This window comes from Pseudomonas sp. GD03858 (genome assembly GCF_029840925.1).
Classification (GTDB): Bacteria; Pseudomonadota; Gammaproteobacteria; order Pseudomonadales; family Pseudomonadaceae; genus Aquipseudomonas.
Genome location: NZ_JAOCDM010000004.1, coordinates 39,054 through 64,882 on the forward strand (window position 1 = coordinate 39,054; position 25,829 = coordinate 64,882).

General features: G+C 67.7%; 15 protein-coding genes. 3 read left to right on the forward strand and 12 right to left on the reverse strand.

From position 1 onward, the window contains the following. Window positions 1-54 precede the first annotated feature (54 nt). The 4 genes from phnE to N5D48_RS02275 are packed head-to-tail and all read right to left on the reverse strand — an operon-like array spanning window position 55 to window position 3,285. A complete protein-coding gene (phnE, locus tag N5D48_RS02260) occupies window positions 55-822 on the reverse strand; it encodes a phosphonate ABC transporter, permease protein PhnE (RefSeq protein ID WP_279880620.1) in 768 nt (255 codons plus the stop codon). Then, window positions 819-1,646, reverse strand: a complete 828-nt coding sequence (locus N5D48_RS02265; protein WP_279880623.1) for an ABC transporter permease subunit — start codon at window positions 1,644-1,646, stop codon at window positions 819-821. Before N5D48_RS02265 ends, phnE begins: the two co-directional genes overlap by 4 nt. After that, window positions 1,640-2,434: an ATP-binding cassette domain-containing protein gene (locus N5D48_RS02270; protein ID WP_279880624.1), complete on the reverse strand. Its 795-nt coding sequence runs from the start codon at window positions 2,432-2,434 to the stop codon at window positions 1,640-1,642. The genes N5D48_RS02265 and N5D48_RS02270 overlap by 7 nt, the downstream gene beginning before the upstream one ends. Next, complete coding sequence (locus N5D48_RS02275) at window positions 2,431-3,285, reverse strand: putative selenate ABC transporter substrate-binding protein (protein WP_279880626.1); 855 nt, start codon at window positions 3,283-3,285, stop codon at window positions 2,431-2,433. The genes N5D48_RS02270 and N5D48_RS02275 overlap by 4 nt, the downstream gene beginning before the upstream one ends. 199 nt (window positions 3,286-3,484) lie before the next feature. On the opposite strand from N5D48_RS02275, the gene selD reads away from it, so the two are divergent. Both selD and mnmH read left to right on the forward strand, forming a co-directional pair. Further along, window positions 3,485-4,519 (forward strand): selenide, water dikinase SelD, encoded by a 1,035-nt coding sequence (gene selD / locus N5D48_RS02280; RefSeq protein WP_279880628.1) that lies wholly within the window; start codon window positions 3,485-3,487, stop codon window positions 4,517-4,519. Next, window positions 4,519-5,631, forward strand: a complete 1,113-nt coding sequence (mnmH, locus tag N5D48_RS02285) for a tRNA 2-selenouridine(34) synthase MnmH (RefSeq protein WP_279880630.1) — start codon at window positions 4,519-4,521, stop codon at window positions 5,629-5,631. Before selD ends, mnmH begins: the two co-directional genes overlap by 1 nt. Before the next feature lie 177 nt (window positions 5,632-5,808). Here the strand turns inward: mnmH and N5D48_RS02290 are convergent, their stop codons facing one another. Both N5D48_RS02290 and N5D48_RS02295 read right to left on the reverse strand, forming a co-directional pair. Further along, complete coding sequence (locus N5D48_RS02290; protein WP_279880632.1) at window positions 5,809-6,195, reverse strand: lysozyme inhibitor LprI family protein; 387 nt, start codon at window positions 6,193-6,195, stop codon at window positions 5,809-5,811. A gap of 34 nt (window positions 6,196-6,229) precedes the next feature. Next, window positions 6,230-7,132, reverse strand: a complete 903-nt coding sequence (locus N5D48_RS02295) for a LysR family transcriptional regulator (protein ID WP_279880634.1) — start codon at window positions 7,130-7,132, stop codon at window positions 6,230-6,232. A gap of 91 nt (window positions 7,133-7,223) precedes the next feature. Between N5D48_RS02295 and N5D48_RS02300 the strand changes: the two genes are divergently transcribed. Further along, window positions 7,224-7,700 (forward strand): DMT family transporter, encoded by a 477-nt coding sequence (locus N5D48_RS02300; protein WP_279880636.1) that lies wholly within the window; start codon window positions 7,224-7,226, stop codon window positions 7,698-7,700. Window positions 7,701-7,793: 93 nt separating this feature from the next. On the opposite strand, the gene N5D48_RS02305 is transcribed toward N5D48_RS02300, so the two are convergent. The 6 genes from N5D48_RS02305 to N5D48_RS02325 all read right to left on the reverse strand — a co-directional run bounded on the left by N5D48_RS02305 (window position 7,794) and on the right by N5D48_RS02325 (window position 25,809). After that, a complete protein-coding gene (locus N5D48_RS02305; protein WP_279880637.1) occupies window positions 7,794-8,333 on the reverse strand; it encodes a hypothetical protein in 540 nt (179 codons plus the stop codon). Between the two features lie 52 nt (window positions 8,334-8,385). After that, window positions 8,386-8,949 carry a GNAT family N-acetyltransferase gene (locus N5D48_RS02310; RefSeq protein ID WP_134690010.1) on the reverse strand — a complete coding sequence of 188 codons (564 nt, stop codon included), beginning with the start codon at window positions 8,947-8,949 and terminating at the stop codon, window positions 8,386-8,388. A 234-nt stretch (window positions 8,950-9,183) separates the two neighbouring features. Then, complete coding sequence (locus N5D48_RS02315) at window positions 9,184-9,435, reverse strand: DUF3077 domain-containing protein (protein WP_279880641.1); 252 nt, start codon at window positions 9,433-9,435, stop codon at window positions 9,184-9,186. Then, window positions 9,432-9,677 (reverse strand): hypothetical protein, encoded by a 246-nt coding sequence (locus N5D48_RS02320; protein WP_279880643.1) that lies wholly within the window; start codon window positions 9,675-9,677, stop codon window positions 9,432-9,434. The genes N5D48_RS02315 and N5D48_RS02320 overlap by 4 nt, the downstream gene beginning before the upstream one ends. Window positions 9,678-10,529: 852 nt before the next feature. After that, the gene (locus tag N5D48_RS26180) at window positions 10,530-11,624 is read right to left on the reverse strand and encodes an autotransporter domain-containing protein (RefSeq protein ID WP_347881606.1); all 1,095 of its coding nucleotides are present in this window, start codon (window positions 11,622-11,624) and stop codon (window positions 10,530-10,532) included. Beyond that, on the reverse strand, window positions 11,557-25,809 hold the full coding sequence (locus N5D48_RS02325) for an autotransporter-associated beta strand repeat-containing protein (RefSeq protein ID WP_347881607.1): 14,253 nt from the start codon (window positions 25,807-25,809) through the stop codon (window positions 11,557-11,559). The genes N5D48_RS26180 and N5D48_RS02325 overlap by 68 nt, the downstream gene beginning before the upstream one ends. Window positions 25,810-25,829 lie beyond the last annotated feature (20 nt).

A 25,829-nucleotide genomic window follows, 5' to 3' on the forward strand; every position in this document is an offset into this window, starting at 1 on the left:
TCAACCCAGGTAATCGCCATCGCGGGGCAAGCCCGCTCCCACGAACAGCGCGTTTCAGGCCCTTACGTAGCGCTGGCGCAGCGCATCGCTGAAGGCATCCACCAGCAACACCAGCACCAGCATGGCGATGATTACCGTGCTGGCCTGGGCCTCCTGGAACAGGCTCAGGGTCGTGTAGAGCATCTGCCCCAGCCCGCCCGCGCCGACAAAGCCAAGTACGCTGGCCATGCGGATGTTGTTCTCCCAGCGGTACAGGCTGTACGCCAGCAGCTGTGGCCACAGGTTGGGCAGGGTGCCGAAGCAGAACGCCGCGACCTGGCTGCCACCTTGCAGGCGAATCGCCGCGGCCGGCTCCGGGGGCGCATTCTCCAGCGCCTCGGCGAACAAGCGGCCGAGCACGCCAGCCGTATGCAGCGCCAGGGCCAGGGTACCGGCGTTGGGCCCAAGCCCGGCAGCGAGCACGGTCAGCGCCGCCCACACCAGTTCGGGAATCGCCCGCAGCGCGTTCAGCAGCAGACGCGCCGCCCCCTGCAACGGCCAGCCGAAGCGCCCCGCTGCCGGCAACGCCAGCAACATGCCCAGCACCATCGCCAGCAAGGTGCCGAGCCCGGACATCGCCAGGGTCTCCAGCGCGCCCCAGCCCACGGCGCGCAGGTGCTCGAGCGAGAGGTCCGGGTGCAGGAAACGCCCGGCATACTCGGCCATCTGCCCCAGGCCGCCGTTGCCGACAACGGCATGCAGGTCCAGCTCCAGGTAGGCGAACGACGCCACCACCGCCGCGACGATACCCAGCAGCACCAGCAGGTTGATCGCCCGGTTCATGCCAGCCTCCCGCGCAGAAAGCGGCTGAGCAGGTCGGCCAGCACCACCAGCAGCAGGAACGCCAGCAGCATGCTCGCCACCTCGGCGCCGGCGAACATGCGCATCGACAGGTCGATCTGCTGCCCCAGCCCGCCGGCGCCGACGAAGCCCATCACCACCGAGGCGCGCACCGCGCACTCCCAGCGATAGACGGTGTACGACACCAGCTCGGTCGCCGCGTTGGGCAGGATGCCGTAGCAGAACGCCGCCAAGCGGCTGCTGCCGGCCTGCAGCAGGGCATGGGCCGGGCGCTGGTCGACCGACTCGAAGATTTCCGCGTAGACCTTGCCGAGCATGCCGCTGTAGGTGATGGCGATGGCCAGCACGCCTGCGGTCGGCCCCAGGCCCACGGCACGCACGAACAGCAACGCCCAGACGATCTCCGGCACGCTGCGCAGGAACACCAGCAGGCCGCGCACGGGCAGGCGCAGGGCGCGCGACCAGAAGCCCGGGCGGCCACCGCGCGAGGCGGCGCGCAGCGACAGGGCGCGACTGGCCAGCAGGCTGGTCGGGACCGCCAGCAGCAGCGCCAGGGCCATGCCGGTGGTGGCCACGGCCAAGGTCTGCAAGGTGGCTTGCCACAACAGGCCGAGAAAGTCGCGATCATGGGCCGGGGGCCAGAAGGCGCTGACGAAGCTGGCCATCTGCTGGCGGTTCTCTGCCTGCAGCAGCACGCCGGGATTCAGCTCGCTCAGTTGCAGCCCCGGCCACAGCAGGGCCAGGCACAACAAGGTCAGCAACAGTCGGGGCAGCGCCGCGGGGTCGCGGGCGTCGGCTTTCAGCATCGTGGAATCTGCACCGTCAGGGTCGGCCCGGGCGCGACCGGCGAGAGCAGTTGCTCGTTGGCATAGAGGGCATCCAGCAGCTCCTCGCTCACCGCCTGGGCCGGGCAGTCGAACACCACCTGTCCTTCACGGATACCAATGATCCGGGGGAAATGCGCCAGCGCCAGTTCCACCGCATGCAGGCTGGCCACCAGCGTCACGCCGTGCGCCAGGGCATGGCGGTTGAGCAGCGCCAGGCTGTGGTCGGCCAGCACCGGGTCCATCGCCGAGACCGGCTCGTCGGCCAGCAGCACCTCGGGGTTCTGGTACAGCGCCCGGGCGATGCCGACCCGCTGCAGCTGGCCACCGGACAGTTGCCCGCACTGGACGAACAGCTTGTCCGCCATGCCCAGTTCGGCCAGCGCCTGGCGCGCGCCCGGCACATCGCCCGGATGCAGCAGATTGAGCAGCCCGCGCAGGGTGCCCCACTGCCCCAGGCGCCCGGCCAGCACCGCCGTCACCACCCGCTGGCGCGGCGGCAAGGGCGGCGCCTGGTGCACCAGGGCAACCCGCGCCCGCAGACGCTGGCGAGCACGCGCCGACAACGCCCAGGGCTGGGCGTCGAGCAGCGTCAGTTGCCCGGCGCTGGGTTGCACGGCGGTGGCCATCAGGTGCAGCAGGCTGGACTTGCCGGCCCCGGACGGGCCGATGATCGCCACCCGCTCGCCTTTGTCGATACGCAGGTCGACAGCCTTCAGGGCCTGGACCTGGCCATGGCGCAGGCCGGCCCCTTGCAGACGAATAGTCACTTGAGCAGGCCGGCCTCACGCGCGGCTTGCTCGGTGCCCTGGTAGTTCTCGGGCTTGGTCTCGATGAAGCGGCTGGCGGCTTGCAGGTCGAGGATCGCCTTGTCCGACGGCTTGGCCGGGTCGAGGGCGAGGAAGGCCTGCTTGATCTTCTCTTTCAGCGCCGGGTCCATGCTGCCGCGCACGGTCCAGTTGTAGTCGTAGTAGGTCGGGGTGGTGGCGAACACCTTCACCTTGCTGGTGTCGACCTTGCCGGCGTCGACCAGCTTCTGCCAGACGCTGGCGTTGAGCACCCCGGCGTCGACCTTGCCGGCCTGCACCCAGGCCACGGTGGCATCGTGGGCGCCGGAATAGGCGACGCGGCTGAAGTAGCTCTCGGGCTTGATGTTGTCTTGCTTGAGCATGAAGTAGCGTGGCATCAGGCTGCCGGAGGTGGACGAAATCGAACCGAAGGCGAAGGTCTTGCCCTTCAGATCCTTGAGGCTCTTCACGTCCGGGTTGGCGGTGATGAACTTGGAGGTGAACTGGGCATCCTGCTCTCGCTGCACCAAGGGGGTCGCGGTCGGGTCTTTCAGGTGCACCTGGACGAAGGTGAAGCCCCCCAGCCAGGCCAGGTCCAGGCGGTCGCTGGCCAGCGACTCGACCACCGCCGGGTAGTCGGCGACCGGCACGAACTGCACCTTCATGCCCAGTTGTTGTTCGAGGTATTCACCCAGCGGCTTGAACTTGCGCAGCAGCTCGGTCGGCGCTTCGTCGGGGATCGCGCTGACGCGCAGGACGTCGGCGGCCTGGGCGATCACGGCGCAGCAAGACAGCGCGAGGCCGGCAACCAGTGCCAGAGGGCGTTTGAGCATGGGGGGGTCTCCGGTTCAATAGCGGGGAAAGCAGCTGCAAGCTGCAAGCTGCAAGAAAAAGCAAGTTAGCATCCGCCGTCCTGACTTGAAGCTTGAAGCTTGCAGCTTGCAGCTTGCAGCTGACCGAGGGAATTATAAGAGCCACTGGCGCAAAGGCCAGCTTTGCTACAATCGCGCATCACGAAAATCCGAGGTGCGTATGAGCGAGCCGATTCGCCTGACCCAGTACAGCCATGGCGCTGGCTGTGGCTGCAAGATCTCCCCGAAGGTGCTGGATGTGATCCTGGCCGAGAGCGGCACCCAGGCCCTGGACCCGAAACTGTGGGTCGGCAACGCCTCGCGCGACGACGCGGCGGTCTATGCCCTGGACGACGAGCGCGGCGTGGTCTCGACCACCGACTTCTTCATGCCCATCGTCGACGATCCGTACGACTTCGGTCGCATCGCCGCCACCAACGCCATCAGCGACATCTACGCCATGGGCGGCGACCCGCTGATGGCCATCGCCATTCTCGGCTGGCCAGTCAACGTGCTGCCGCCAGAGGTGGCCCGCGAAGTGATCCGTGGCGGCCGCGCCGTGTGCGCCGAGGCCGGCATTCCGCTGGCCGGCGGCCACTCCATCGACGCCCCCGAACCGATCTTCGGCCTGGCCGTCACCGGCGTGGTGAGCAAGCGCCACCTCAAGCGCAACGACACCGCCAGCGTCGGCTGCAAGCTCTACCTGACCAAGCCGCTGGGCATCGGCATCCTCACCACCGCCGAGAAGAAGGCCAAGCTGCGCGAGCAGGACCAGGGCCTGGCCCGCGACTGGATGTGTACCCTCAACACCCCGGGCAGCCGCTTCGGCAAGCTCGACGGCGTCAAGGCCATGACCGACGTCACTGGCTTCGGCCTGCTCGGTCACCTGGTCGAAGTCGCCGAGGGCAGCGGCCTGACCGCGCGCCTGCAGTTCGATGCCGTGCCACGCCTGCCCAGCGTCGACTACTACCTGGCCGAGGGCTGCATCCCCGGCGGCACCCTGCGCAACTTCGACAGTTATGGGCACAAGATCGGCGCGCTGAGCGACGACCAGAAGCACCTGCTGTGCGACCCGCAGACCAGCGGAGGCCTGCTGGTGGCGGTCACGTCCGAAGGCGAGGCCGAATTCCTCGCCGTGGCGCGGGAGCTGGGGCTGGACCTGGCGCCGATCGGCGCGCTGGTCGAGCGACAGAGCCACGCGGTCGAGGTGATCTGATGCGCCCCGACTGCACCGAGCTGAAACAGCTGTTCCTCGACGACGTACCGATGATGGACATGCGTGCGCCGATCGAATTCACCAAGGGCGCCTTCCCCGGCGTCATCAACCTGCCGCTGATGAACGACCAGGAGCGGCAGAAGGTCGGCACCTGCTTCAAGCAGCAAGGCCAGGCCGCCGCCATCGCCCTCGGCCACCAGTTGGTCGGCGGCGCGCTCAAGCAACAACGCCTGGACGCCTGGGCGGCCTTCGCCCAGGCCCATCCCGACGGCTATCTCTATTGCTTCCGTGGCGGGCTGCGTTCGCAGATCGTCCAGGGCTGGCTCAGGGACGCCGGCATCCAGTACCCCAAGGTGGTCGGCGGCTACAAGGCCATGCGCACCCTGCTGCTGGAAACCACGCAACAGGCCGTCGCTGAATGCGACTTCGTGCTGGTGGGCGGTTTGACCGGCACCGGCAAGACCGACGTGCTGCACCAGCTGGACAACGTGCTGGACCTCGAAGGCCACGCCAACCACCGCGGCTCCAGCTTCGGCAAGCGCGCCACCGCGCAGCCGGCGCAGATCGACTTCGAAAACCGCCTGGCCATCGATGTACTGAAAAAGCGCGCACGCGGCATCGACCAGTTCGTGCTGGAGGACGAAGGGCGCATCGTCGGCAGCTGCTCGGTGCCGCTGGAGCTCTACCAGGGCATGCAGCAGTACCCGATGGTGTGGCTGGAGGACAGTTTCGCCAACCGCGTGGAGCGCATCCTGCGGGACTACGTGATCAACCTGTGCGCGGAATTCGTCGAAGTCCAGGGTGAGGAAGACGGGCGTCGCCTGTTCGCCGAACGCATGCGCCAGAGCATGGCCAATATTCACAAGCGCCTGGGCGGCGAACGCTTCCAGCGGCTGTCCGCGCTGTTGGACCAGGCGCTGGAAGAGCAGCTGCGCAGTGGCGATGTCAGCCTGCACCGGGGCTGGATCGAGGGCTTGCTCAAGGAGTACTACGACCCGATGTATGCCTTCCAGCGCGAGGCCAAGTCTGGCCGGATCGAATTCGCCGGGGATGGCGTGGAAGTGCGCGAGTACCTCAAGGCCCGGGCCGGGCGCCAGCGCCGCAACGGCTGATTGTTCCCCTGTGGGAGCGGGTCTGCCCGCGAGGCCGACACAGTGGTGAATGGCACGGGCTTCGCCCGTGTTCGCGGCGGTTCGGCGTCCCGACAAGCCCGCTCCCACAGGGATCGCGCCAGATTCTAAAAATTGAGCAAGACAGTTGCTCCCACAGGATCGAGGAATCCGAGCAGGTCACTGCCCCGGGCTGAGCACCCGCTCCAGCTCCGCCGCGCGGTCCTTGCTCATGTCCATCTCGCACATCGCCCCTTCGATGCGGTAGATGCTGCCGCTGCTGAGCTTGCCGTGAAACGCGCAATTGCCGTCGCGGTACTTCATCCAGGTGCGCTGCACCTCGCGCAGCTCTTTCTGCTGCTGGGCGTCGAGCTTGGCCATCAGCTGCTTGTACACGCGGTTCAGCCGATCGTCCTGCAGCTGGGTCTCGGCCTGGATGCAAGCGCCCATGGCCAGGGTGCTGGAGGCCTTGTCCATGCATTGGGTATAGGTGGGCGAGTAGTCCTCGGCGTGGGCCGTGGCCAGGGCCAGCGCGGCGACGGTGCCGAACAGATAACGCTTGAACATGGAGGTTCCTTGTCTGGGGTGAACGCGACATAGCCTAGCGCATGCACAGCGCCTGGATCTGCCCGCGCAGCCAGCGATGCCCGGCATCCCCCTCGCGGCGGACGTGCCAGGTCTGGGTGAAGGCGAAAGGCGAGATCGCCAGCGGCGGCTCGAACCGGCGCAAGGCTGGGTCCAGTCGGGCGCCGGCCAGACTGCGGCGGGCGACGGTGAGCACCAGGTCGGTGCCGGCGATCACGCTCTGGGCCACGCCCCAATGCGGCAAGGTCAGGGCGATGCGGCGACGCGCGCCCTGGCTGGCCAGGGCCTGGTCGATCTCGTTGTCGATACCGGGGCGCACGGCCACCAGCACATGGGGCCGGGCCAGCCACTGGTCGAGGTCGAGGCCGCCCCTGGCCGGCAGGCTCGCGCGGTCGGCCAGGCAGACGAAGGACTCTTCGAACAGCACCTGCTGCGCTATCTCGGCCGGCAACTCGGGAAACACGCCCAGCGCCAGGTCGACCTCACCGTCGATCAACTGGCCGACCATCGCCTCGCGGCTGCCCTGCGACACCACCAGGTCGATACCCGGGGCCTCGCGGCGCAGCAGGTGCATCAGGGCCGGCAATACCACCCGCGCGCCGTAGTCGGACATGGCCAGGCGAAAGCTGCGCCGGGCCTTGCCGGGCTCGAACCCTGGGCTGCCGAGCAGGTCGTCGAGTTGCCCCAGCGCCTGCTGCAAGGGCTCGCGCAGGGCTTCGGCGCGGGCGCTGAGTTGCAAGCGACCGCCCCGACGCACCAGCAGCGGATCGGCGAAGATCTCCCGCAGTTGCGCCAGTGCGTGGCTCACCGCCGGTTGACTGCGATGCAGGCGCAAGGCCGCGCGGGAGACGTGCTGCTCGCTGAGCAAGGCATGCAGGGTGAGCAGCAGGTTGAGATCGATGCGGCGCAGATCATCCATGGTGCGAATACAGCCTGTGTGAAATTCGAATTTCCATCATTGAAATGCATGCCGGAGACTGGCGCCAGTGTTCTGATCAGGAGTAGACAGCATGCCCGCCAACCTCTTGTCCGCCCTTCCCCTGCTCGTCGCCCTGCTGGCCGGTGCCGCCGTGCCGTTCCAGGCTGGCAGCAACGCCGCGCTCGGACGCTTGCTGGGCCACCCGTTGTGGGCGGCGGGGGTGTCGCTGCTGGTCAGCCTGCTGATGCTGGTGCCGGCCCTGCTGCTGATGCGCGCGCCCATGCCGCAGGTCCAGCAGCTGGCGCAGGCGCCGTGGTGGGCCTGGTTCGGCGGCGTGGCCGGGGTGCTCTACATCACCGCCGCGCTGGTGCTGACGCCACGGCTGGGGGCGGCGGGGTTCATCGTCTGCGTGGTGGCCGGGCAGGTGCTGTCGTCGCTGCTGATCGACCAGTTCGGGCTGATGGGGTTGCCGGAGCGGCCGGTGAACCTGATGCGCTTGGCCGGGGTGGGCATGATCGTGCTGGGCATGGTCGTGGTGCAGTGGGGGACGGTGCGCCAGGTGACCTGAAGTTCAGACGCTCTTGCTCACTCGGATAGACGCCCGCTGCAAGCACCATCCCTTTCAAGGTTCTGCGATTCTCAACACTTTAAGCGCGAAAGGTCACAAGGTGTGCGGCTGCTCCGGCGGCGCGATCACCTTGTGCGGCTCGAAACGCAGCGACGGCATCTGCGTCGCCGCATACATCGTCACGCCCAGCGCCGCGATCAGCGCCACATCCAGCCAGCGCCAGCCCGGCACATCGTCGGCCGAACGGGCCTTCCAGCACCACCAGAGCTGCCCCAGGCAGAACACCAGGATCGCCAGCAACCACAGGTAGAACCCCGCGCCAAAGCCGCTCACGTCCTGGAACGCATAGCTCTGGTTGTCCGGCAGCCGGGTGATGGCAAAGCTGCTGGCCGCCAGGTACAGGGCCGCCAACCCGCAGACCAGCGCCAGGCGGCGGAACCTGCGATGGGCGAGGATCGCCAGCGCCAGCAGCGGGTTAGCGAACCACTGGTACAAGCCGAAGGCCATGCCCCAAGGCCCGTAGAGCAGCATCTGCAAGGCCGGCACATGCTGGCCGGCGCCGGTCAGGGCGCCATCGAAGGCCAGGCTCGACAGGTACAGCGCCAGGCTGCAGGTCAGGTAGAAAGCAGGCACCCAGGTGCTCCGTCAGTCGTCGATCGAACACCGACCATAGCGCAGGTCGGCATCAGGCGACAGGCGGTTCGAGCAACAGGCCGTAGAGGCCCGAGTCGGACAACTCGCCCGCCACGCACCAGCGGGCGCGCAAGGTGCCCTCCAGCACGAAGCCCTGACGCTCCAGGGTACGCGCCGAGCCTTGGTTGCGCGGGTCGATTTCCGCCTCCAGGCGACGCAGGTGCAGGGTATGGGCGAGGTAGTCGATGAAGCAGGTCAGGGCCTCGTCCATGTAACCGCGACCCTGGGCGGACTTGGCCAGGCAATAGCCGATCTCGCCACGGCGCGAGCCCTCTTCGAGATTGAACAGCTGGACCATGCCGATCAGCTCGCCGTTGTCGCGGCGGTACATGCCCAGCTTGAGCAGCTGGCCGGCGGCGTAGGCTTCCCGGTCGGCGGCCAGGGCGCTTTCGGCCTCGGCCAGGGTCTGCCAGGGGGCGTGGTACCAGTAACGCATCACCTCGGGGTCGGCCATGATGGTCAGCCACTGCTGCGCGTCGCCATGGCGCATGGGGCGCAGCTGCAGGCGTGGGCTGTCGAGGCACAGGTCGCTGGGGAAACTGCGGGGGTCGGGCACGCCGGGACTCCTGTCCGGTGGTGGGGAGATGACAGTCTAACGACAGTGGCTCGCGCTGGCATCCCTGGACGCGCCCATACCCCATTGATCCAACCTGACCCTGTAGGAGCGGCTTTAGCCGCGAACACCGGCATAGCCGGTGCCATCCACCGCGTCGCTTGCTTCGCGGCTGAAGCCGCTCCCACAGGATTTAAGCTGACCGCGGCATCATGGTTTGCTGCCTGGCAGCCCCTTTCACCGCCCTCGATTCAGCCCCAGCTCCATGTCATCGATCAGCCCCTTGGCCAGGCCGCTGAGAATCCGCGCGGCGCTGCCGGCCATGAGGTCGCCTTCCATTTCGGCCTCGGTGGTGAAGTGCGCCACGCAGCCGAGCAGCACGGAGAGGTCGCTGAAGGCATGATCGAACGGGATGCCGGGCTGGATGCGGAAAATCTCGAGGCAGGTGGTCTGGCCCTGGGTCGGGCCAGGCTTGAGGTCGTCGCTCATACCGGTGCCCCCTTGGTTCGAGCGTGGCGGATCAGGGCCAGCACCAGTTGCGAGAGGATTTCGGCGCTGTCCATCATCACGTCGAGACGGTCGTCGGGCTGGCAGTTCACGTAGGCGTGGACCGTGTCGGCGAGGGTTTCCATCAGCTTGTTGGCCTGGGCCATGGCTTCCTCGGGGGCGAGGTCGTTGATGATGGTGATGTAGGGGATGGGGTATGGCGGATCAGGGACGATCTTTTTCATTTGTGGTTACCGGTTGGAAATGTTGTTGAACAACCACCTCCGTCCTTCTCACAAACTAGGGTGGCAGCCATGCGCGAGGTGAGAAGACCGTGTTCCAACCATCACGGCCAGGCCTGAGCCTGCACGCGCACAGCTGCCATAACTGGCCAGCGGGGTTGAAATACAGCGGGCTTCTCACACCCGGTCGTCAAATGTGACGACCCGGCGACGTTACCCCCGGGGTATTTCCCAGCCAATGCGGAGCCTTCCGGCAGGCGCGTAGGATAGGTCCCAAGCGCTGTCAGGCTGAAGGAATTGGTTTCAAGTTCGGAATTGTCTTACGCCTTGGGGCGGGGTGAGGGCTGCCAATGGTCCGCGGTGGGGCTGCCAGGGGCATGGCGATAGCTTTGCAGCGCCTGTGAGATCGAGCGCCGCCCGCGCGGCGCATCGCGACGCAAGGCCGCTCCTACATCTGTTTCGGGCCAATGAGTCCTGTGAAAGTACCGCTGCCCGCCTTGGCGCATGTCTCAAGGCAGATGGGGCGCCAGCGGTGCCCACGCTGAAACCGCGTCAGGCAAACAAGGCGGACCAGGCAATGGCGCAGGATGGACTGGCCCGAAACAAATGTAGGAGCGGCCTTGCGTCGCGATGCGCCGCGCGGGCGGCGCTCGATCTCATAGGCGCTGCAAGGATTGCGGCGAACACCTGGTGGCCCTGATGCGGTCAGATCTCGAAAATGACCGGGTTAGAGGACGCTGGGCGCGCGTTGCGCCCCTTTCGCGACACAAGGCCGCTCCCACAGGGGGACGCGGTCCCCTGTAGGAGCGGCCTTGTGTCGCGAAAGGGCTGCAAAGCAGCCCCCGGCAATCTACCTCAGAACCCCATGCTGAAGCTCACCACCACACCATGGTCGCGGTTCTCGCTGGACAGCTGCCCGGAGTAACCAACCCCCAGCTTGCCGCTCTGCCCGACCGACAGATCCAGCCCGGCCTCGACCACCGCCGCATCCTTGGCGATCGGCACACCCTCGGTGCTGAACCCGGCGCCGCCATCGATGAAGCGCAGGTCGGCATCGGGTTTGTCATCGCCGAAGGCATGGCGCCAGCCCAGCGACAGCCGTGGGGTGATCTCGCTGCCGTTGTCGAGCTTGATGCGCTTGCCAGCCCGCACGCCAACGGTGGAGAACGTCACGTCCTGATCCACGCTGCCCTGCAACCGCCCTGCCCCGCCTTTCTCACGAGCGGTGTCGCTGTCGTAGTTGACATAGGCCAGCCCGGCGAACGGCTCCAGCGCGATACCACCGGCGTCGATGGCATAGCCCACTTCGCCGAACACCTGGGCGCTGCGTGCGTCGTACTTGGCTTTCAGGCGGTCGTTGTAGCCGCCCACCTCGACGTCGCGCTTGCTGTCGATGTCATGCCAGCTGTAGGCCACGCCCAGGCGAGCGGCGAAGGCGTCCATCTGGTAACCCAGGTAGGTGGTCAGGTGGTAGCTGTCCACCGACGCATCCGAGCGACGACGGTGCGCATCGATGCTCGAACGGGTGTAGCCGGCGGCGACGCCGACCTTCCACGCGTCATCCAGGGCACGGTCGACACCGAGCATGAAGCCGGACAGGTCGCGATCGACGCTGGCATGGCTGCTGCTGCCGTCGTAGGTGCCCCAGCCGCCGATGGCGCGGATCCAGCCCACGGCCTGGCCCTGGCAACCTTCGCTGGTCAGCTGCTGGTTGGCGGTGGGCGCCAGGGTGCGGCGTGGATCGTTCGGGTCAGTGCAGTCAGCCTGGCGCAGGCGATCGTTGACCGCTTCGCGGATGTAGCGCGAGTCCTCGATCAGCACGGTCGCGGTGCTGGCGTGGATCTCGCCGGACAGGCTGTCGAACGCGGCCTGGGCACTCTGGCTATCCAGCGGCAGCAGGTTTTCCACCAGTATGGCCGGTGCGCCGGCGCTGCTCAGGGCGGTGGCCACGCTGGTTGCCGGTGGCGGCGACGTCGGCGAAGGAGTTGCCGTTGCGGCTCACCGACAGGGTCACCTGGTTGGCGCCGTAGTCCAGCGAGCTGTTGAGGAACGCCGAGTTGGCCAGGTTGGTGGTGGCGAAGGTGCCGTTGACCCCGCCCGCGGCGCTGACCACGGTGTACTGGCCGTTGCCGCTGGCGAGGTTGGCCACCATCAGGCTGCCGCCGAGGTTGGCGGTGCCGCCGACGTTGAGGTAGTTCACCGGCGAAGTGCCCAGGTCGATGACCAGGGTGCCGCTGGCGCCATTGGTGAAGTTGCCCGAGACGTTCAGGTTGCCGGCAGGCCCTGGCAGCACGGTGCCGTTGTTGGTCAGCCCGGCGACGGTGCCGTTGCCGGTCAGCGCGGCGCCGTTGGCCACGGTCACCTGGGCGCCGAGGTTGCTGCCCGGGTTGGCGGCGTCGCCCACCTGGAGCACGCCCTGGTTGACGTTGAAGGCGCCGCTGAACGGCTGGTTGCCGGTCAGCAGCAAGGTGCCGCCACCTTGCTTGGTGGTGGTGCCAGTGCCGCTGAGGGTGCCATTGAAGGTGCCGTTGCTGCCCTGGGCGAACACCAGGCTGGCGTTGTTGAGGATGTTGCCTTGCAGACTGGTGGTGTTGCCGACCAGCGTGCCGCCACTGACGGTGGTACCGCCGCTGTAGGTGTTGGCGCCCGCGAGGATCAAGGTGCCGGCATCGAGCTTCTCGATACCGCCGGTGCCGACCAGCGGCGCGCTGACCGTGGCGGTGGCGCCGGCGTTGACCCGCACTGGGGCCAGGCTGCCGTCGGCGCCATTGACCGGGGTCAGGCTGCCGCCGCTGCCGGGGACCACCTGATAGCCATCGCTGAGGAACTGCAAGCCATCGAACGACTGGTTGCCCACCACGGTAACGGTCCCCGCGGTGCCGCCGAATACCGCGTAGCCGCCACTCCAGCCTTCGTTGCTGGTGCCGCTGGCGTTGGTCCAGCCGGTATTCGGGCCCCAGGTACCGCTGCCACCACCGATGCTGCCATCGGGATTGGTCTTGCCACCGTTCCAGAACTGCAGATCCTCACCGACGTTCTGCACCACCAGGTTGATCTGGTTGGCGATGGCGGTCTGCAGGCTGAGGTCGCCCAGGGCCACGCTGCCAGGAATGGCACCGAACACCAGGCCGTTATTGGTCAGCGTGCCGCCATAGTTGAACAGTTGGTACACACCGGTGCCGAAGCCGCCGGCGTCGGTGATGTTCAGCGTGCCGTCGAGCACCAGGTTGCCATTGACCTTGACCACGGTGGTGGAGGCGGCCGGCGCGCCGAGGCTGAAGTCCAGGGCACTGCCCGAACTCAGGTCGAGGCTGCCGACGGTGAGCGGCGTGGCGCTCTGGCCTGCGGCCAGGGTGGCGCCGTTGGCGATCTGCACAGCACCGCCGTAGGTGCCGCTGCCGCCGAGACGGGCGCCGGTGGCGACCTGCACGGTGGCGCTGTCGAGGCGGCCATTGACCAGCAGGCTGCCAGCATTGACGCTGGCGGCGCCGGTGAAGGTGTTGACGCCGGTCAGCAGCAGTTCGCCGGTGCCGTTCTTGGCCAGGGTGCCATTGCCGGTGAGGTTGCCGGTGTAGCTGCCGTTGGCGTTCTGCTCGAAGGTCAGCGCGGCGTTGTTGAGGATCGCCCCCTGCAGGCTGGTGGTGTTGCCCACGACGCTGCCGGCGTTGATCTGGGTGCCGCCGCTGTAGCTGTTGGCACCGTTCAGGGTCAGCACGCCATTGCCGTTCTTGATCAGCCCTCCGCTACCGCTGACCACACCGCCCAGGGTCAGGGCGTTGCTGCCGGCGATGGCCAGGGCGCCGTTGAGCACGGTGTCGTTGGCCAGGGTGACGGCGGTATTGCTGTCCAGCGTGGTGCCGCCAGCGGCGGTCAGCACGCCACTGCCCAGCGCGCTGTCGTTGCCGACGACCAGGGTGCCGCCGTTGAGCGCGGTGCCGCCGCTGTAGCCGTTGGCGGCATTGAGCACCAGGGTGCCGGCATCTTGCTTGGCGACGCTGCCGGTGCCGTTGAGGGCGACGTTGAGGGTGGCGGTGACGCCATTGTCGACCCGCAGGTTGGTGGCGCCGTTGCCCAGCAGCTCGCCGCCCACGCCGGCATTGAGCACATAGCCGTCGGTGACGAACTGCAGGCCGGTGATGTTGTGGCTGCCATTGACGGTGACGGTGCCCGCGGTGTTCTGGAACACGGCGAAGGTATCGTTCCAGGTGCTGTTGAGCACGCCGTTGGCATCGGTCCAGTTGGTGTTGGTGGCATCCCAGGTGCCGCTGCCGCCATCGATCACGCCGTTGGCGACACTTTGGCTGCCGTCCCAGAACAGCACGTTGCTGGCGCCACCGACCACCAGGTTGACCTGGTTGGCGACGGCGGTCTGCACGGTCAGGTCGGTGACCGGCACCGGGGTGGTGCCAAAGCTCATGCCGTTGTTGACCAGGCTGCCGCCGTAGGCGAACAGCCGGTAGACGCCGGCGCCGAAGCCGCCGATATCGGCGACGTTGAGCGTGCCGCCCAGGGTCAGGTCGTTGGCGACGTTGACCAGTGGGGTGCCACCAGTCGACGGCGCGCCCAGCGAGGCATTGAAGTTGGCGCCGCTGTCGAGCACCAGGTTGCCGGCGTTCAGCGTGCTGCCGCTGACAGCCGCGAGATTGCCGCCATTGGCCACCGTCACCGCGCCGCCCAGGCTGCCGGCGCCGCTGAGGCTGGCACCGCTGGCGACATTCACCGCGCCACTGGCCAGGGAGCCATCGACCTTCAGGCCGCCGCCCTGCACGTTGGTGGTGCCGGTATGGCTGTTGGCACCGTTCAGCGCCAGGGTGTCGATGCCGAGTTTGTTCAGGGTGCCGGAGCCACTGATGTTGCCGTCGAACACACCGCCTTCGACGTTGAGGCTGTTGCCGGCGGCGATCTGGATCGCACCGGTACCGCCGATGTCGCCGAGGCTGGTGTTGCCGTCGAGGTTGAGGCTGGCGCCGCTGCTGACGTTCAGCTGGCTCTGGGTACCCAGGGCGGTGGTGCCGATGGTGCTCAGGCTGCCGGACAGGATGTTGAGAATGCCGCTGAAGGTATTGTTGCCCGACAGGGTCAGGTCGGCCAGGCCGCTCTTGTTCAGCTCGCCCGCGCCGCTGAGCACACCGGCCAGGTGCAGGTCGTTGCTGCCCAGCACGTTGAGCACGCCGCTGACATTGACCGGGTTGGCCAGGGTGACGGCACTGGCACTGTCGAGGTTGGCGTTGCCGGTGACCTCGAGACCGCCAGTGCCCAGCGCCGCGTTGTTGCCGACCACCAGGGTGCCGGTCTGCAACTCGGTGCCGCCGCTGTAGGTGTTGGCCCCCATCAGCGCGAAGCGGGCCGTGCCTGTCTTGATCAGGCGGCCGGTGCCGGCGACGGTGCCGCTCAGGGTCAGGTCGTTGCTGCCCAGCACGGTGAGATCGCCCGTGGTGCTGACGTTGTTGGCCAGGGTAACCGCCTGGCTGCTGTCCAGGCTGGTACCCGCCGCCGTGCTCAGGTTGCCGGTGCCGAGCGCGGTATTGGCGCCCAGCACCAGGGTACCGCCGTTGAGCGCGGTGTTGCCGGCGAAGGTATTGTTGCCGGCCAGCGCCAACCGTGCGTTGCCTGCCTTGACCAGGCCGCCGGTGCCACCGATGTTGCCGTTGAGCGCCAGGTCGTTGCTACCGGCGATGTTCAGCGGACCGGCCAGGGTGATGGCATTGCCCAGGGTTACCGAGGCGTTGCTGTCGAGGGTGGTGCCCGCCGTGGTGTCGAGCGCGCCGCTGCCCATGGCTGCGTTGTGGCCGACAATCAGGGTACCGCCGCTGAGCAGGGTGCCACCGCTGTAGCTGTTGTTGCCGTTGAGCACCAGGGTGCCGGTGTCGAGCTTGTTGAGCTTGCCGACGCCGCTCAGGCCGACATCGAGGGTCGCCGTGGCGCCGGGGTCGACCCGCACGCTGGTGTCGCCACCGCTGCCGTTGATCAGGTCGAGCGCGCCACCGGTGCCGGCCAGCAGGCGATAGCCATCGCTGACGAACTGCAGGCCGTTGACCGTCTGGCTGCCCTCGACGGTGACATCGCCCGGCGTGCCCTGGAACACCGCGAAGGTGCTGCCCCAAGTGGTGTTGAGCACGCCGTTGAGGTCGGTCCAGTTGGTGTTGCCGGCGTTCCACACGCCGGTGCCGCCATCGACCTGGCCGTTGGGCACGCTCTGGCTGCCGTCCCAGAACTGGATGTTCAGGCCCGCGGCGCTGACCAGCAGGTTGACCTGGTTGGCCAGGACGGTCTGCAGGCTCACGTCGCCCAGGCCCACGCCCAGTGGCAGGCTGCCGAAGTCCAGGCCATTGTCGGTCAGGGAGCCGGCGTAGTCGAAGATGCGGTACACACCGTTGCCGAAGCCGCCGATGCTGCCGACATTGAGCGTGCCGTCGAGGGTCAGGTTGCCGCCGACGTTGAACAGCGCGGTGCCGCCGGTTGACGGCGCGCCGAGGCCGACATCGACGATCGAGCCGCTGTTGAGCACCAGGCTGCCGAGGCCCAGGGTGGCGCCGCTCTGCCCGGCCAGATGGCCGCCGTTGCTGATCACCACGGTGGCGTTGGCGGTGCCGCTACCGGTCAGGGTGGCACCACTGGCGACCGTCAGCAGGTTGCTGCCCAGGGTGCCGTCCACTTTCAGGGTGCCGGCGTTGACCTGGGTGTTGTCGGCCAGGTTGCTGGTGCCGGTCAGCGTCAGGGTGCCGCTGCCGACCTTGGTCAGGCCGCCCAGGCCGTTGAGGCCACCGGCGAAGGTGCTGCTGAGGTTGTTGCTGCCCAGGCTCAGGACACTGCCGATACCGACATCGACCTGACCGCTGCCGGTCAGGCTGCCGAGGCTGGCATTGCCGTTGAGGTTGAGCTGGCCGCTGGCACCGACGTTGACGGTGTCGACGTTGGCCAGCACACCGCTACCAAGGGTGGTCAGGGAGCCGGCCTGGATGTCGACGTTACCGGTGAAGGTCTTGACGCCGACCAGGGTGAGGTCGTCGACGCCGGTCTTGACCAGGTTGCCACTGCCGCCGAGGTCGCCGCTGAGGATCAGCGCATTGGCGGCTTCGACGGTCAGGTTGGCGCCGTTGCTCAGGGCGATGGTGTTGCCCAGGGCCATGGGGGCGCTGTTGGCCAGGGTGGCGTCGGCGGTAACCGCCAAGGTGCCGGTGCCCAGCGCGCCGCTGCTGCCCAGGGTCAGGCGCCCGGCGTTGAGCTGGGTGCCGCCCTGGTAGCCGTTGTTGCCATTGAGGGTCAGGTTGCCGCTGCCATTCTTGGTCAAGCCGGCAGTGCCGTTGAGCACGCCGTTGAGGGTCAGATCGTTGCCACCGTCGACGGTCAGCCCGGCATTGAGGGTGACGTTGTTGGCCAGGGTGGTGCCGGTGCCGCTGCTCAAGGTCGAGGCCCCGGCCACGGTCAGGGCGCCCTGCCCCAGCGCGTTGTCGTTGCCGACCACCAGCCGGCCAGCGCCGAGGGTGGTGCCGCCCAGGTAGTTGTTGGCGCCGTTTAGGGTCAGGGTGGCGCTCCCGGACTTGTTCAGGCCACCGACGCCGTCCACCACACCGGTGAGGGTCAGGTCGGCGCTGCCTGGCAGGTTGAGGGTGCCTCCCAGGTGCACGTTGTTGGCCAGGGTGACGCCCGCGCCGCCTGCATCGAGGCTGGTATTGGCGTCGGTGCTGAGGTCGCCGCTGCCCAACGCGGTGTTGCTGCCGACCACCAGGGTGCCTGCGTTGAGGCTGGTGCCGCCGCTGTAGGTGTTGTTGCCGTTGAGGGTCAGGGTGGCGGCGCCGTTCTTGATCAGACCATTGCTGCCGGAAACCACGCCGTTGAGGGTCAGCGCCTGGCTGCCGCCAAGGGTCAGGTTGCCACCGGCAAGGTTGACGGCGTTCACCAGCACCAGCGCCTGGCTGGCATCGAGGCTGGCGGCGCCGTTGACGGTCAGGGCTCCGCTGCCCAGGGCCCCGGCATTGCCGAGCAGCAGGCTGCCGGCCTGCAGCGAAGTACCACCGGCATAGGTGTTGTTGCCATTGAGCACCAGTTGCCCGGCGCCAAGCTTGTTCAGCGCCCCGGCACCACTGATGACACCATCGAGGGTCAGGGTCTGGGTGTTGTTGACGCCGAGAGTGACACCGGTGCCGAGGCCGATGGCGTTGGCCACCTGCAGCACGCCGATAGTGGCCAGGGTGCTGTTGCCGGTCACCGCCAGGCTGCCCGTACCCAAGGCGGTGTTGTTGCCCAGGGTCAAGGTGCCAGCCCCAAGGGTGGTGGTGCCCTGGTAGGTGTTGGCGGCACCGAGGGTCAGGTTGCCGCTGCCGGTCTTGCTCAGGCCACCAGTGCCGCTGATCACGCCATTGAGCGCCAGGTTGTCGTTGCCGATCAGGCTCAGGGTGTCGTTGAGCGTCACCTGGTTGGCCAGGGTCAGCGCGCCAAGGGTGGCCAGCTCGCTCGCACCGCCGACAGTCAGGGTGCCGGTGCCCAGCGCCTGGTTGTTGCCCAGGGTGAGGGTGCCGGCGTTGAGGGTCACGCCACCGGTCAGGGTGTTGGCGCCACTGAGGGTCAGGTTGGCGGCGCCGTTCTTGGTCAGATTGCCGGCCCCCGTGACCAACCCGCCCAGTTCCAGGTTGTTGCTGCCGGCGATCGTGACACCGCCCCCCAGGTTGACGGTATTGCCGATGCTCAGCGCAGTGTTGCTATCGAGCGTGGTGCCGGCTGCCGCATTGAGCTGGCCGAGACCGAGCGCGGTGGTGCTGCCGAGCACCAGGGTGCCGGCATTGAGATTGGTGTTGCCCAGGTTGCCATTGGCGCCATTGAGGGTCAGGGTGCCACTGCCGATCTTGGTCAGGCCGCCGACACCGCCGATGCTGCCGCCCAGGGTCAGGTTCTGCGCCCCGGCGATGGTCAGGTTGCCGGCCAGGTTGATCTGGTTGGCCAGGGTGACGCTGGCGTTGCTGCTCAGGGTGGTGCCGCCGACCGCGTTCAGGGCACCCGTGCCCAGCGCAGTGTTGCTTCCCACCACCAGAGCGCCGCCGTTCAGGCTGGTGCTGCCCTGCTGGCTGTTGCTGCCGTTGAGGGTGAGCGTGCCGGCGCCGGCCTTGATCAGGCCACCGCTGCCGCTGAGCGCACCATTGAGCGTCAGGTCATTGCTGCCCGGCAGGGTGAGGTTGGCGTTCAGGGCGATGGTATTGCCCAGTGCCAGGTTGCCGGTGGTGTCCAGGCTGGAGGCGCCGGTTACCGCCAAGCCGCTCGTGCCCAGCGCCTGGGCGTTGCCCAGGGTCAGGGTGCCGGCGCCCAGGCTGGTGCCGCCGCTGTAGGTGTTGGCGCTGCCCAGGGTCAGGTTGGCGCCGCCGCCCTTGACCAGGCTGCCAAGACCGGAAACCACGCCGGACAGCCCCAGGTCGGCGGAACCGGCGACGGTCAGGGCACCGCTGAGATTGAAGGCGTTGCCGAGGGTCACGGCGGTGTTGCTGTCCAGGGTGGTGCCGTTGGCGGTACTGACCGAGCCGGTACCAAAAGCGCTGTTGTTGCCGACCACGACCGTGCCGCCGTTGAACAGGGTGCCGCCGGTGTAGCTGTTGGCGCCATTGAGCACCAGGGTACCGCTGTCGAGCTTGGCCAGCTGGCCGCTGCCCGAGAGACCGATGTTGAGGGTCGCGGTTACGCCGGGGTCGACACGCACGGCGAAGGCGCCGTTGCTGCCGTTGACCAGGTCCAGCCCACCAGCGCCGATCAGGCGATAGCCATTGGTGACGAACTGCAGCCCGGTGGCGGCCTGGGTGCCGACCACGGTGACATCCCCCGCGGTGCCCTGGAACACCGCGAAATCGTTGGCCCAGCTGCCGTTGAGCACGCCGTTGACATCGGTCCAGTTGGTGTTGCTGCCATTCCAGGTGCCGTTGCCGCCGTCGATCACGCCATTGGGCACGTTCTGGCCGCCATCCCAGAACTGCACGGTGCCGGTGGCACCGCCAACCAGCAGGTTGACTTGGCTGCCGATGGACGTCTGCACCTGCAGGTCGCCGGGCAGCATGGCACCCGGCACGTTGCCGACCAGCAGGCCGTTGTCGACCAGCGCGCCGGTGTAGTCGAACAGCCGGTAGATACCGGTGCCGAAACCGCCGAGATCGGTGACGTTGAGGGTACCGTCCAGGGTCAGGTTGCCGTTGACGTTGACCAGTGCCGTGCCGCCAGTGGCGGGCGAGCCCAGGCCGAAGTCGAGGATCGAGCCACTGTGCAGCGTCAGCGCGCCGGTGCCGAGGGTCGCGCCGCTGTTGGCCAGCAGGTGCGCGCCGTTGGCGATGTCGAGCGCGCCCAGCAGGCTGCCGGTGCCGCCGAGGCTGGCGCCACTGTTGACCTGCACGCTGGCGCTGGCCAGGGAGCCGGTTACGTTGAGCAGGCCGGCGTTGACCGTGGTGTTGCCGCCGAACACGTTCGTGCCCGACAGCTCCAGGCTGCCGGTACCTTGCTTGATCAGCCCGCCGCTGCCGGCCAGGACACCGCTGAACACGCCATTGAGGTTGTTGCCACCCACGCTCAGATCGCTGCCTGCGCCAAGGTTCACCGTGCCGGCGCCGGTCAGGCCGCCAATGCTGGCACTGGCGCCGAGGTTGAGGCTGGCACCGGCACCGACATTGACCCCTGAGGTATTGCCCAAGGCCGCGCCGCCAACGGTGCTGATGCTGCCACCTTGCAGGTCGATGGCACCGCTGAAGGTGTTGTTGCCGGTAAGCGTCAGGTCGGACACGCCGTTCTTGATCAAGCCGCCGGTGCCGGCAAGCACGCCGCCCAGGGTCAGGTTGCTGCTGCCGCCCAGGGTCAGGTTGGCGCCGAGGTTGACGTTGTTGCCCAGGGTCAGCGCCGAGCTGTTGGCCAGGGTCGACGCGCCAGTGACGTTCAGCGCGCCGGTCCCCAGCGCCGTGGCGTTGGCCAGGGTCAGGGTACCGGCATTGAGGTTGAGGCCACCGCTGAAAGTGTTGGCCCCCGACAGGGTCAGGTTGCTGCTGCCGTTCTTGGTCAGCGCGCCAGTGCCGCTGATCACGCCGCCGAGCGTGGTGTTGCTGCTGCCCGGCAAGGTCAGGGTGGCGCCGGCTCCCAGGTTGATGGCGTTGCCCAGGTTGAGCGCGGCGCTGCCCTCGAGGCTGGCATTGCCGCCCACGCTCAGGGCACCGCTGCCGATGGCGTTGTTGTTGCCCAGGGTCAGCAGCCCGGCATTGAGGGTGGTGCCGCCGCTGTAGGTGTTGTTGCCGTTGAGGGTCAGCCCGGCGCTGCCGTTCTTGACCAGCGCGCCACTGCCGCTGATCAGGCCGCCGAGGGTGGTGGCATTGCTGCCCAGCACGGTCAGGGTGTTGCCGCCCAGGCCGATGCCGTTGGTCACCGCCACCGCGGTACTGGCATCGAGGTTGGCGTTGCCGCCCAGGGTCAGGGCGCCGATCCCCAGCGCGGTGTTGCTGCCGAGGGTGAGCGTGCCGGCATTGAGCTGGGTGCCGTTGGTGTAGATGTTGTTACCGCTGAGGGTCAGGTTGGCGTTGCCGTTCTTGATCAGCGAACCAATACCGCTGACCACGCCGCCCAGGGCCAGGTCGGCGCCGCCATCGATGGTCAGGGGGCCGGCGATGGTGACGCCGTTGGCCAGGCTCACCGCGGTGCTGGCATCCAGGTGGGTGCCGGCCAGGGTGTTGAGGGTACCGGTACCCAGTGCGGTGTTGCTGCCGACTACCAGGGTGCCGTCGTTGAGGCGGGTAAGGCCGCTGTTGCTGTTGTTGCCGGTCAGGGTCAGGGTGGTGGCGCCGTTCTTGGTGATGCCACCGTTGCCGGCGATGGTGCCGCTCAATGTCAGGTCGTTGCTGCCGGGCAGGATGAAGTTGCCGGCCAGGTTCAGTGCGTTGCCAATGTTCAGACCGGCCACGCTGGTGTCCAGGGTGGTGTTGTTGGCGGCATTGAGCGCGCCGGTACCCAGGGCGGTGTTGCTGCCGAGCACCAGGGTACCGGCGTTGAGGGCAGTAGTACCGCTGTGCGTGTTGTTGCCACTGAGGGTCAGGGTGGCGCTGCCGCTTTTGATCAGGCCGCCGGTGCCGCTGAGCGTGCCGGCCAGGGTCAGGTTGCTGGTGGTGGGCAGCGACAGGTCGGCGCCCAGGTTGATGGCGTTGTTCAGGGTCATCGCCGTCGAGTTGGCCAGGGTGGCAACGCCGCCGATGTTCAGCGCGCCGGTCCCAAGCGCCGCGGCGCTGGCCAGGGTCAGGGTGCCGGCGTTGAGGTCGAGGCCGCCGCTGAAGGTGTTGGCGCCGCTCAGGGTCAGGTTGCTGGCGCCGTTCTTGACCAGGCCACCGGTACCACCGATCACGCCGCCGAGGGTGGTGGCATTGCTGCCCGCCAGGGTCAGGGTATTGCCGGCGAGGTTGATGGCGTTGCCCAGGTTGAGCGCTCCGCTGCCGTCGAGGCTGGCATTGCCACCCAGGGTCAACGCACCGGTGCCGAGGGCGTTGCTGTTGCCCAGGGTCAAGGTGCCTGCGTTGAGGGTAGTGCCGCCGCTGAAGGTGTTGTTGCCGTTGAGCGTCAGGCCGGCGCTGCCGCTCTTGACCAGCGCGCCGGTGCCGCTGATCTGCCCGGTCAGGGTGGTGGCGTTGCTGCCCAGCACAGTCAGGGTGTTGGCGCCGAGGCTGATGCTATTGGTCACCGCGACGGCGCTGCTGGTGTCGAGGTTGGCGTTGCCACCCAGGGTCAGGCCGCCGATGCCCAATGCGGTGTTGCTGCCGAGGATCAGCGTGCCGGCGTTGAGCTGGGTGCCGTTGGTGAAGACGTTGTTGCCGCTCAGGGTCAGGCTGGCGTTGCCGTTCTTGACCAGCGAGCCGATGCCGCTGAGCACGCCGCTCAGGCCCAGGTCGGCGCTGCCGTCGATAGTCAGGGGGCCGGCGATGATGGCGTTGTTGGCCAGGCTCACGGCAGTGCTGGCGTCCAGGTGGGTGCCGGCGGCGGTGTTGAGGGTACCGGTGCCCAGCGCGGTGTTGCTGCCGACCACCAGGGTACCGCTGTTGAGGAAGGTGGAGCCGCTGTTGGTGTTGGCACCGGTCAGGGTCAAGCTGGTGTTGCCGCCCTTGGTGATGCCGCCAACGCCGGCGATGACGCCGCTCAGGGTCAGGTCGTTGCTGCCAGGCAGGTTCAGGTTGCCGGCCAGGGTCAAGCCATTGGCGATGTTCAGCCCCGCGACGCTGGTGTCCAGCGTGGTGTTGGCGGCGGCGTTGAGCGCGCCGCTGCCCAGCGCGGTGTTGCTGCCGAGCACCAGGGTGCCGGCGTTGAGCGCGGTGACGCCGCTGTGGGTGTTGGCGCCGCTCAGGGTCAGGCTGGCGCTGCCATTCTTGATCAGGCCACCCGTACCGCTGAGATTACCGGCCAGATTGAGATTGTTGGCGCCGGCCAGGGTCAGGTCGGCGCCGAGGTTGACGCCATTGCTCAGCGTCATCGCCACGGCGTTGGCCAGGGTCGAGGCTCCACCGACGGTCAAGTCGCCCGTGCCCAGGGCCGCCGCGCTGGCCAGGGTCAGGGTACCGGCATTGAGGTTCAGCCCGCCGCTGTAGGTGTTGGCGCCACCCAGGGTCAGGTTGGTGCTGCCGTTCTTGATCAGTGCTCCGGTACCGCTGATCACCCCGCCCAGGGTGGTGGCGCTGGTGCCCGCCAGGGTCAGGGTGTTGCCGGCCAGATTGATGGCATTGCCCAGGTTGACCGCCACGCCCGCATCCAGGCTGGCATTGCCACCGAGGGTCAGCGCGCCGGTACCCAGGGCATTGTTGTTGCCCACGGTCAGCACGCCGCTATTGAGGGTAGTGCCGCCGCTGAAGGTGTTGTTGCCGTTGAGCGTCAGGCCGGCACTGCCGTTCTTGACCAGCGCGCCGGTACCGCTGATGACCCCGCCCAGGGTGGTGGCGCTGGTACCCAGCAAGTCGAGGGTGTTGGCGCCGAGATTGACCGCGTTGCCCAGGTTGACCGCAGTACTGGCGTCGAGGCTGGCGTTGCCGCCCAGGGTCAGCGCACCGCTGCCCAGCGCGTTGCTGTGCCCGACGGTGAGCTTGCCAGTGTTGAGCGTCAGGCCGCCGCTGAAGGTGCTGTTGCCGTTCAGGGTCAGGTCGCCGGCGCCATTCTTGACCAGGGCGCCGGTGCCGCTGATGACGCCGCCCAGGGTCATGGCGCTGGTGCCGAGCAGGTCGAGGGTATTGGCCCCGAGGGCAATCGCATTGCCCAGGCTGACCGCGCCGCTGGCATCGAGACTGGCATTGCCGGTCAGGGCCAGGCCACTGGTGCCAAGCGCGGCGCTGTTGCCGAGGGTGAGCTTGCCGGCGCCGAGCGTGGTGGTGCCGCTGTAGGTGTTGACGCCATTGAGGATCAGGTCGGCCGCCCCGTTCTTGGTCAGACCGCCCGTACCACTGATGACGCCGTTCAAGGTCGCCGCGTTGCTGCCCGGCAGCGTGAGGGTGTTGCCGCCCAAAGCGATGGCGTTGCCCAGCGTGAGCGGCGCACTGCTGTCGAGCGTGCCATTGCCGGTGAGGGTCAGGGCGCCGGAGCCAAGCGCGCCGTCATTGCCTAGCGTGAGGATGCCGCCGGCCAGCGTGGTACCGCCGCTGAAGGTGTTGAGGCCGTTCAGCGTCAGGTTGCCGGTGCCGCTCTTGGCCAGCGAGCCAGTGCCGCTGAGCACGCCGCCAAGCGTCAGGGCGTTGCTGCCGGGCAGCGTCAACGCCGCGTTCAGGGTCACGGCGTTGTTCAGCACCAGTGGTACGCTGCCTTGCAGGCTGCCGGCGCCGCTGACGGTCAGGCCACCGCTGCCCAGCGCCGCGGCGCTGGTGAGGTTGAGGCCGCCAGCGGCCAAGGTGGTGCCGCCGCTGTAGGTATTGGTGCCGCCCAAGGTAAGCAGGCCGGCACCGGTCTTGGTCAGGCCGCCGACCCCGGAGATCACGCCATTGAGGCCCATGTCCGTGGCGCCGCCGACGTTCAACCCGGCATTGAGCGTCAGGTTGTTGGCCAGGTTCAGCCCGCCGACGGTACCCGCCAGGCCGCCGCCATTGACGGTGATGGCGCCGGTGCCGAACGCGCTGGCGTTGTCGAAGTTGAGCTGGCCATCGTTGAGGGTGGTCTGGGTGGTGCCGTTGAGCACCTGGCCGATCAGGCTCCAAGTGCCGGCGTCGACGATCAGCCGGTTGAAGTTGATGTAGTTGGCGGCGTTGATGGTGCCGCTGCCACTGGTACCGCTACCGCCACCAATGACGTTCTGCAGCGCCAGGGTGTTGGTGCCACCGGCGCCACCGTCGATCTTGCCCGCCGCCGCGAAGCCAAGGTTGGGGTTGCTGGTGACCAGCAACGCCACGCCGATCCCCAGCCCGGCACTGACGCTGGAGCCGGTGATGGCGTTGAAGCGGTTGGTGCTGCCGGCCCCCATCGACAGGCTGCCGGTGATGGACCCCGCGTTGGTGAAGGTGTTGCCCGTCGTGGAAGCTTCGAACGCCGCCCGCCCGAGGATGGTGCCGGTGTTGGTGAAAATCACCCTGCTGCCGCCGGTCACCGCGATCACCGGGGTGTCCTCGCTCAAGATCGAAAGCCCCGCCAGGGCCGAGGAACCGATCGACCCGGCGTTGCTGATGGTGGTAGTGCCGCTCGCGCCGTTGCGGGCATCCAGCGCCATGCCGGTAAGGTTGAGCAGGTTCAGGCCCAGCAAGGCACCCGTGCCTTTGATCACCCCAGAGGCATTGTTGGTAATGGTCAGGTTGCCGCTGTTGCCGGTGTTGCCCATCAGCACCGCTGTGGACTGGATGCTCAGCAAGCCCAGCAAGGTCGGATCGATGGTGCCGGAGTTGGTCAGCGTGTTGCCAGTACCCGCCAGCGACAGCGAGGTGCCGCCGACGCCCAGCAAGGTGCCCAACGAGGCGCCTGGGTTGACGGTCACGTTGAGGTTGTTGCCGCCATTGGTATAGCTCGGCGCCAGCGGGTTGGCCGCGCCGTTGCAGGTGATCGTGGCGCCTGCCGCGGAACAGACGGCCAGCGCCTGCTCACTGCTCAGGCCGAAGGCCAAGGTTCCGACGGCCAGGCTGACGGCAAGCGACAATTGCGAGATACGGGCGGGCGAACGGGGGGCGGCACGTCTGTCCACGGAGAGCTCCTTCGTGGATC

What these genes read in the sequence shown, in the direction of transcription:
- phnE (WP_279880620.1), bottom strand. Translation starts at nt 822, where the DNA reads ATGAACCGGGCGATCAACCTGCTGGTGCTGCTGGGTATCGTCGCGGCG.
- N5D48_RS02265 (WP_279880623.1), bottom strand. Translation starts at nt 1,646, where the DNA reads ATGCTGAAAGCCGACGCCCGCGACCCCGCGGCGCTGCCCCGACTGTTG.
- N5D48_RS02275 (WP_279880626.1), bottom strand. Translation starts at nt 3,285, where the DNA reads ATGCTCAAACGCCCTCTGGCACTGGTTGCCGGCCTCGCGCTGTCTTGC.
- selD (WP_279880628.1), top strand. Translation starts at nt 3,485, where the DNA reads ATGAGCGAGCCGATTCGCCTGACCCAGTACAGCCATGGCGCTGGCTGT.
- mnmH (WP_279880630.1), top strand. Translation starts at nt 4,519, where the DNA reads ATGCGCCCCGACTGCACCGAGCTGAAACAGCTGTTCCTCGACGACGTA.
- N5D48_RS02290 (WP_279880632.1), bottom strand. Translation starts at nt 6,195, where the DNA reads ATGTTCAAGCGTTATCTGTTCGGCACCGTCGCCGCGCTGGCCCTGGCC.
- N5D48_RS02295 (WP_279880634.1), bottom strand. Translation starts at nt 7,132, where the DNA reads ATGGATGATCTGCGCCGCATCGATCTCAACCTGCTGCTCACCCTGCAT.
- N5D48_RS02300 (WP_279880636.1), top strand. Translation starts at nt 7,224, where the DNA reads ATGCCCGCCAACCTCTTGTCCGCCCTTCCCCTGCTCGTCGCCCTGCTG.
- N5D48_RS02315 (WP_279880641.1), bottom strand. Translation starts at nt 9,435, where the DNA reads ATGAGCGACGACCTCAAGCCTGGCCCGACCCAGGGCCAGACCACCTGC.
- N5D48_RS02320 (WP_279880643.1), bottom strand. Translation starts at nt 9,677, where the DNA reads ATGAAAAAGATCGTCCCTGATCCGCCATACCCCATCCCCTACATCACC.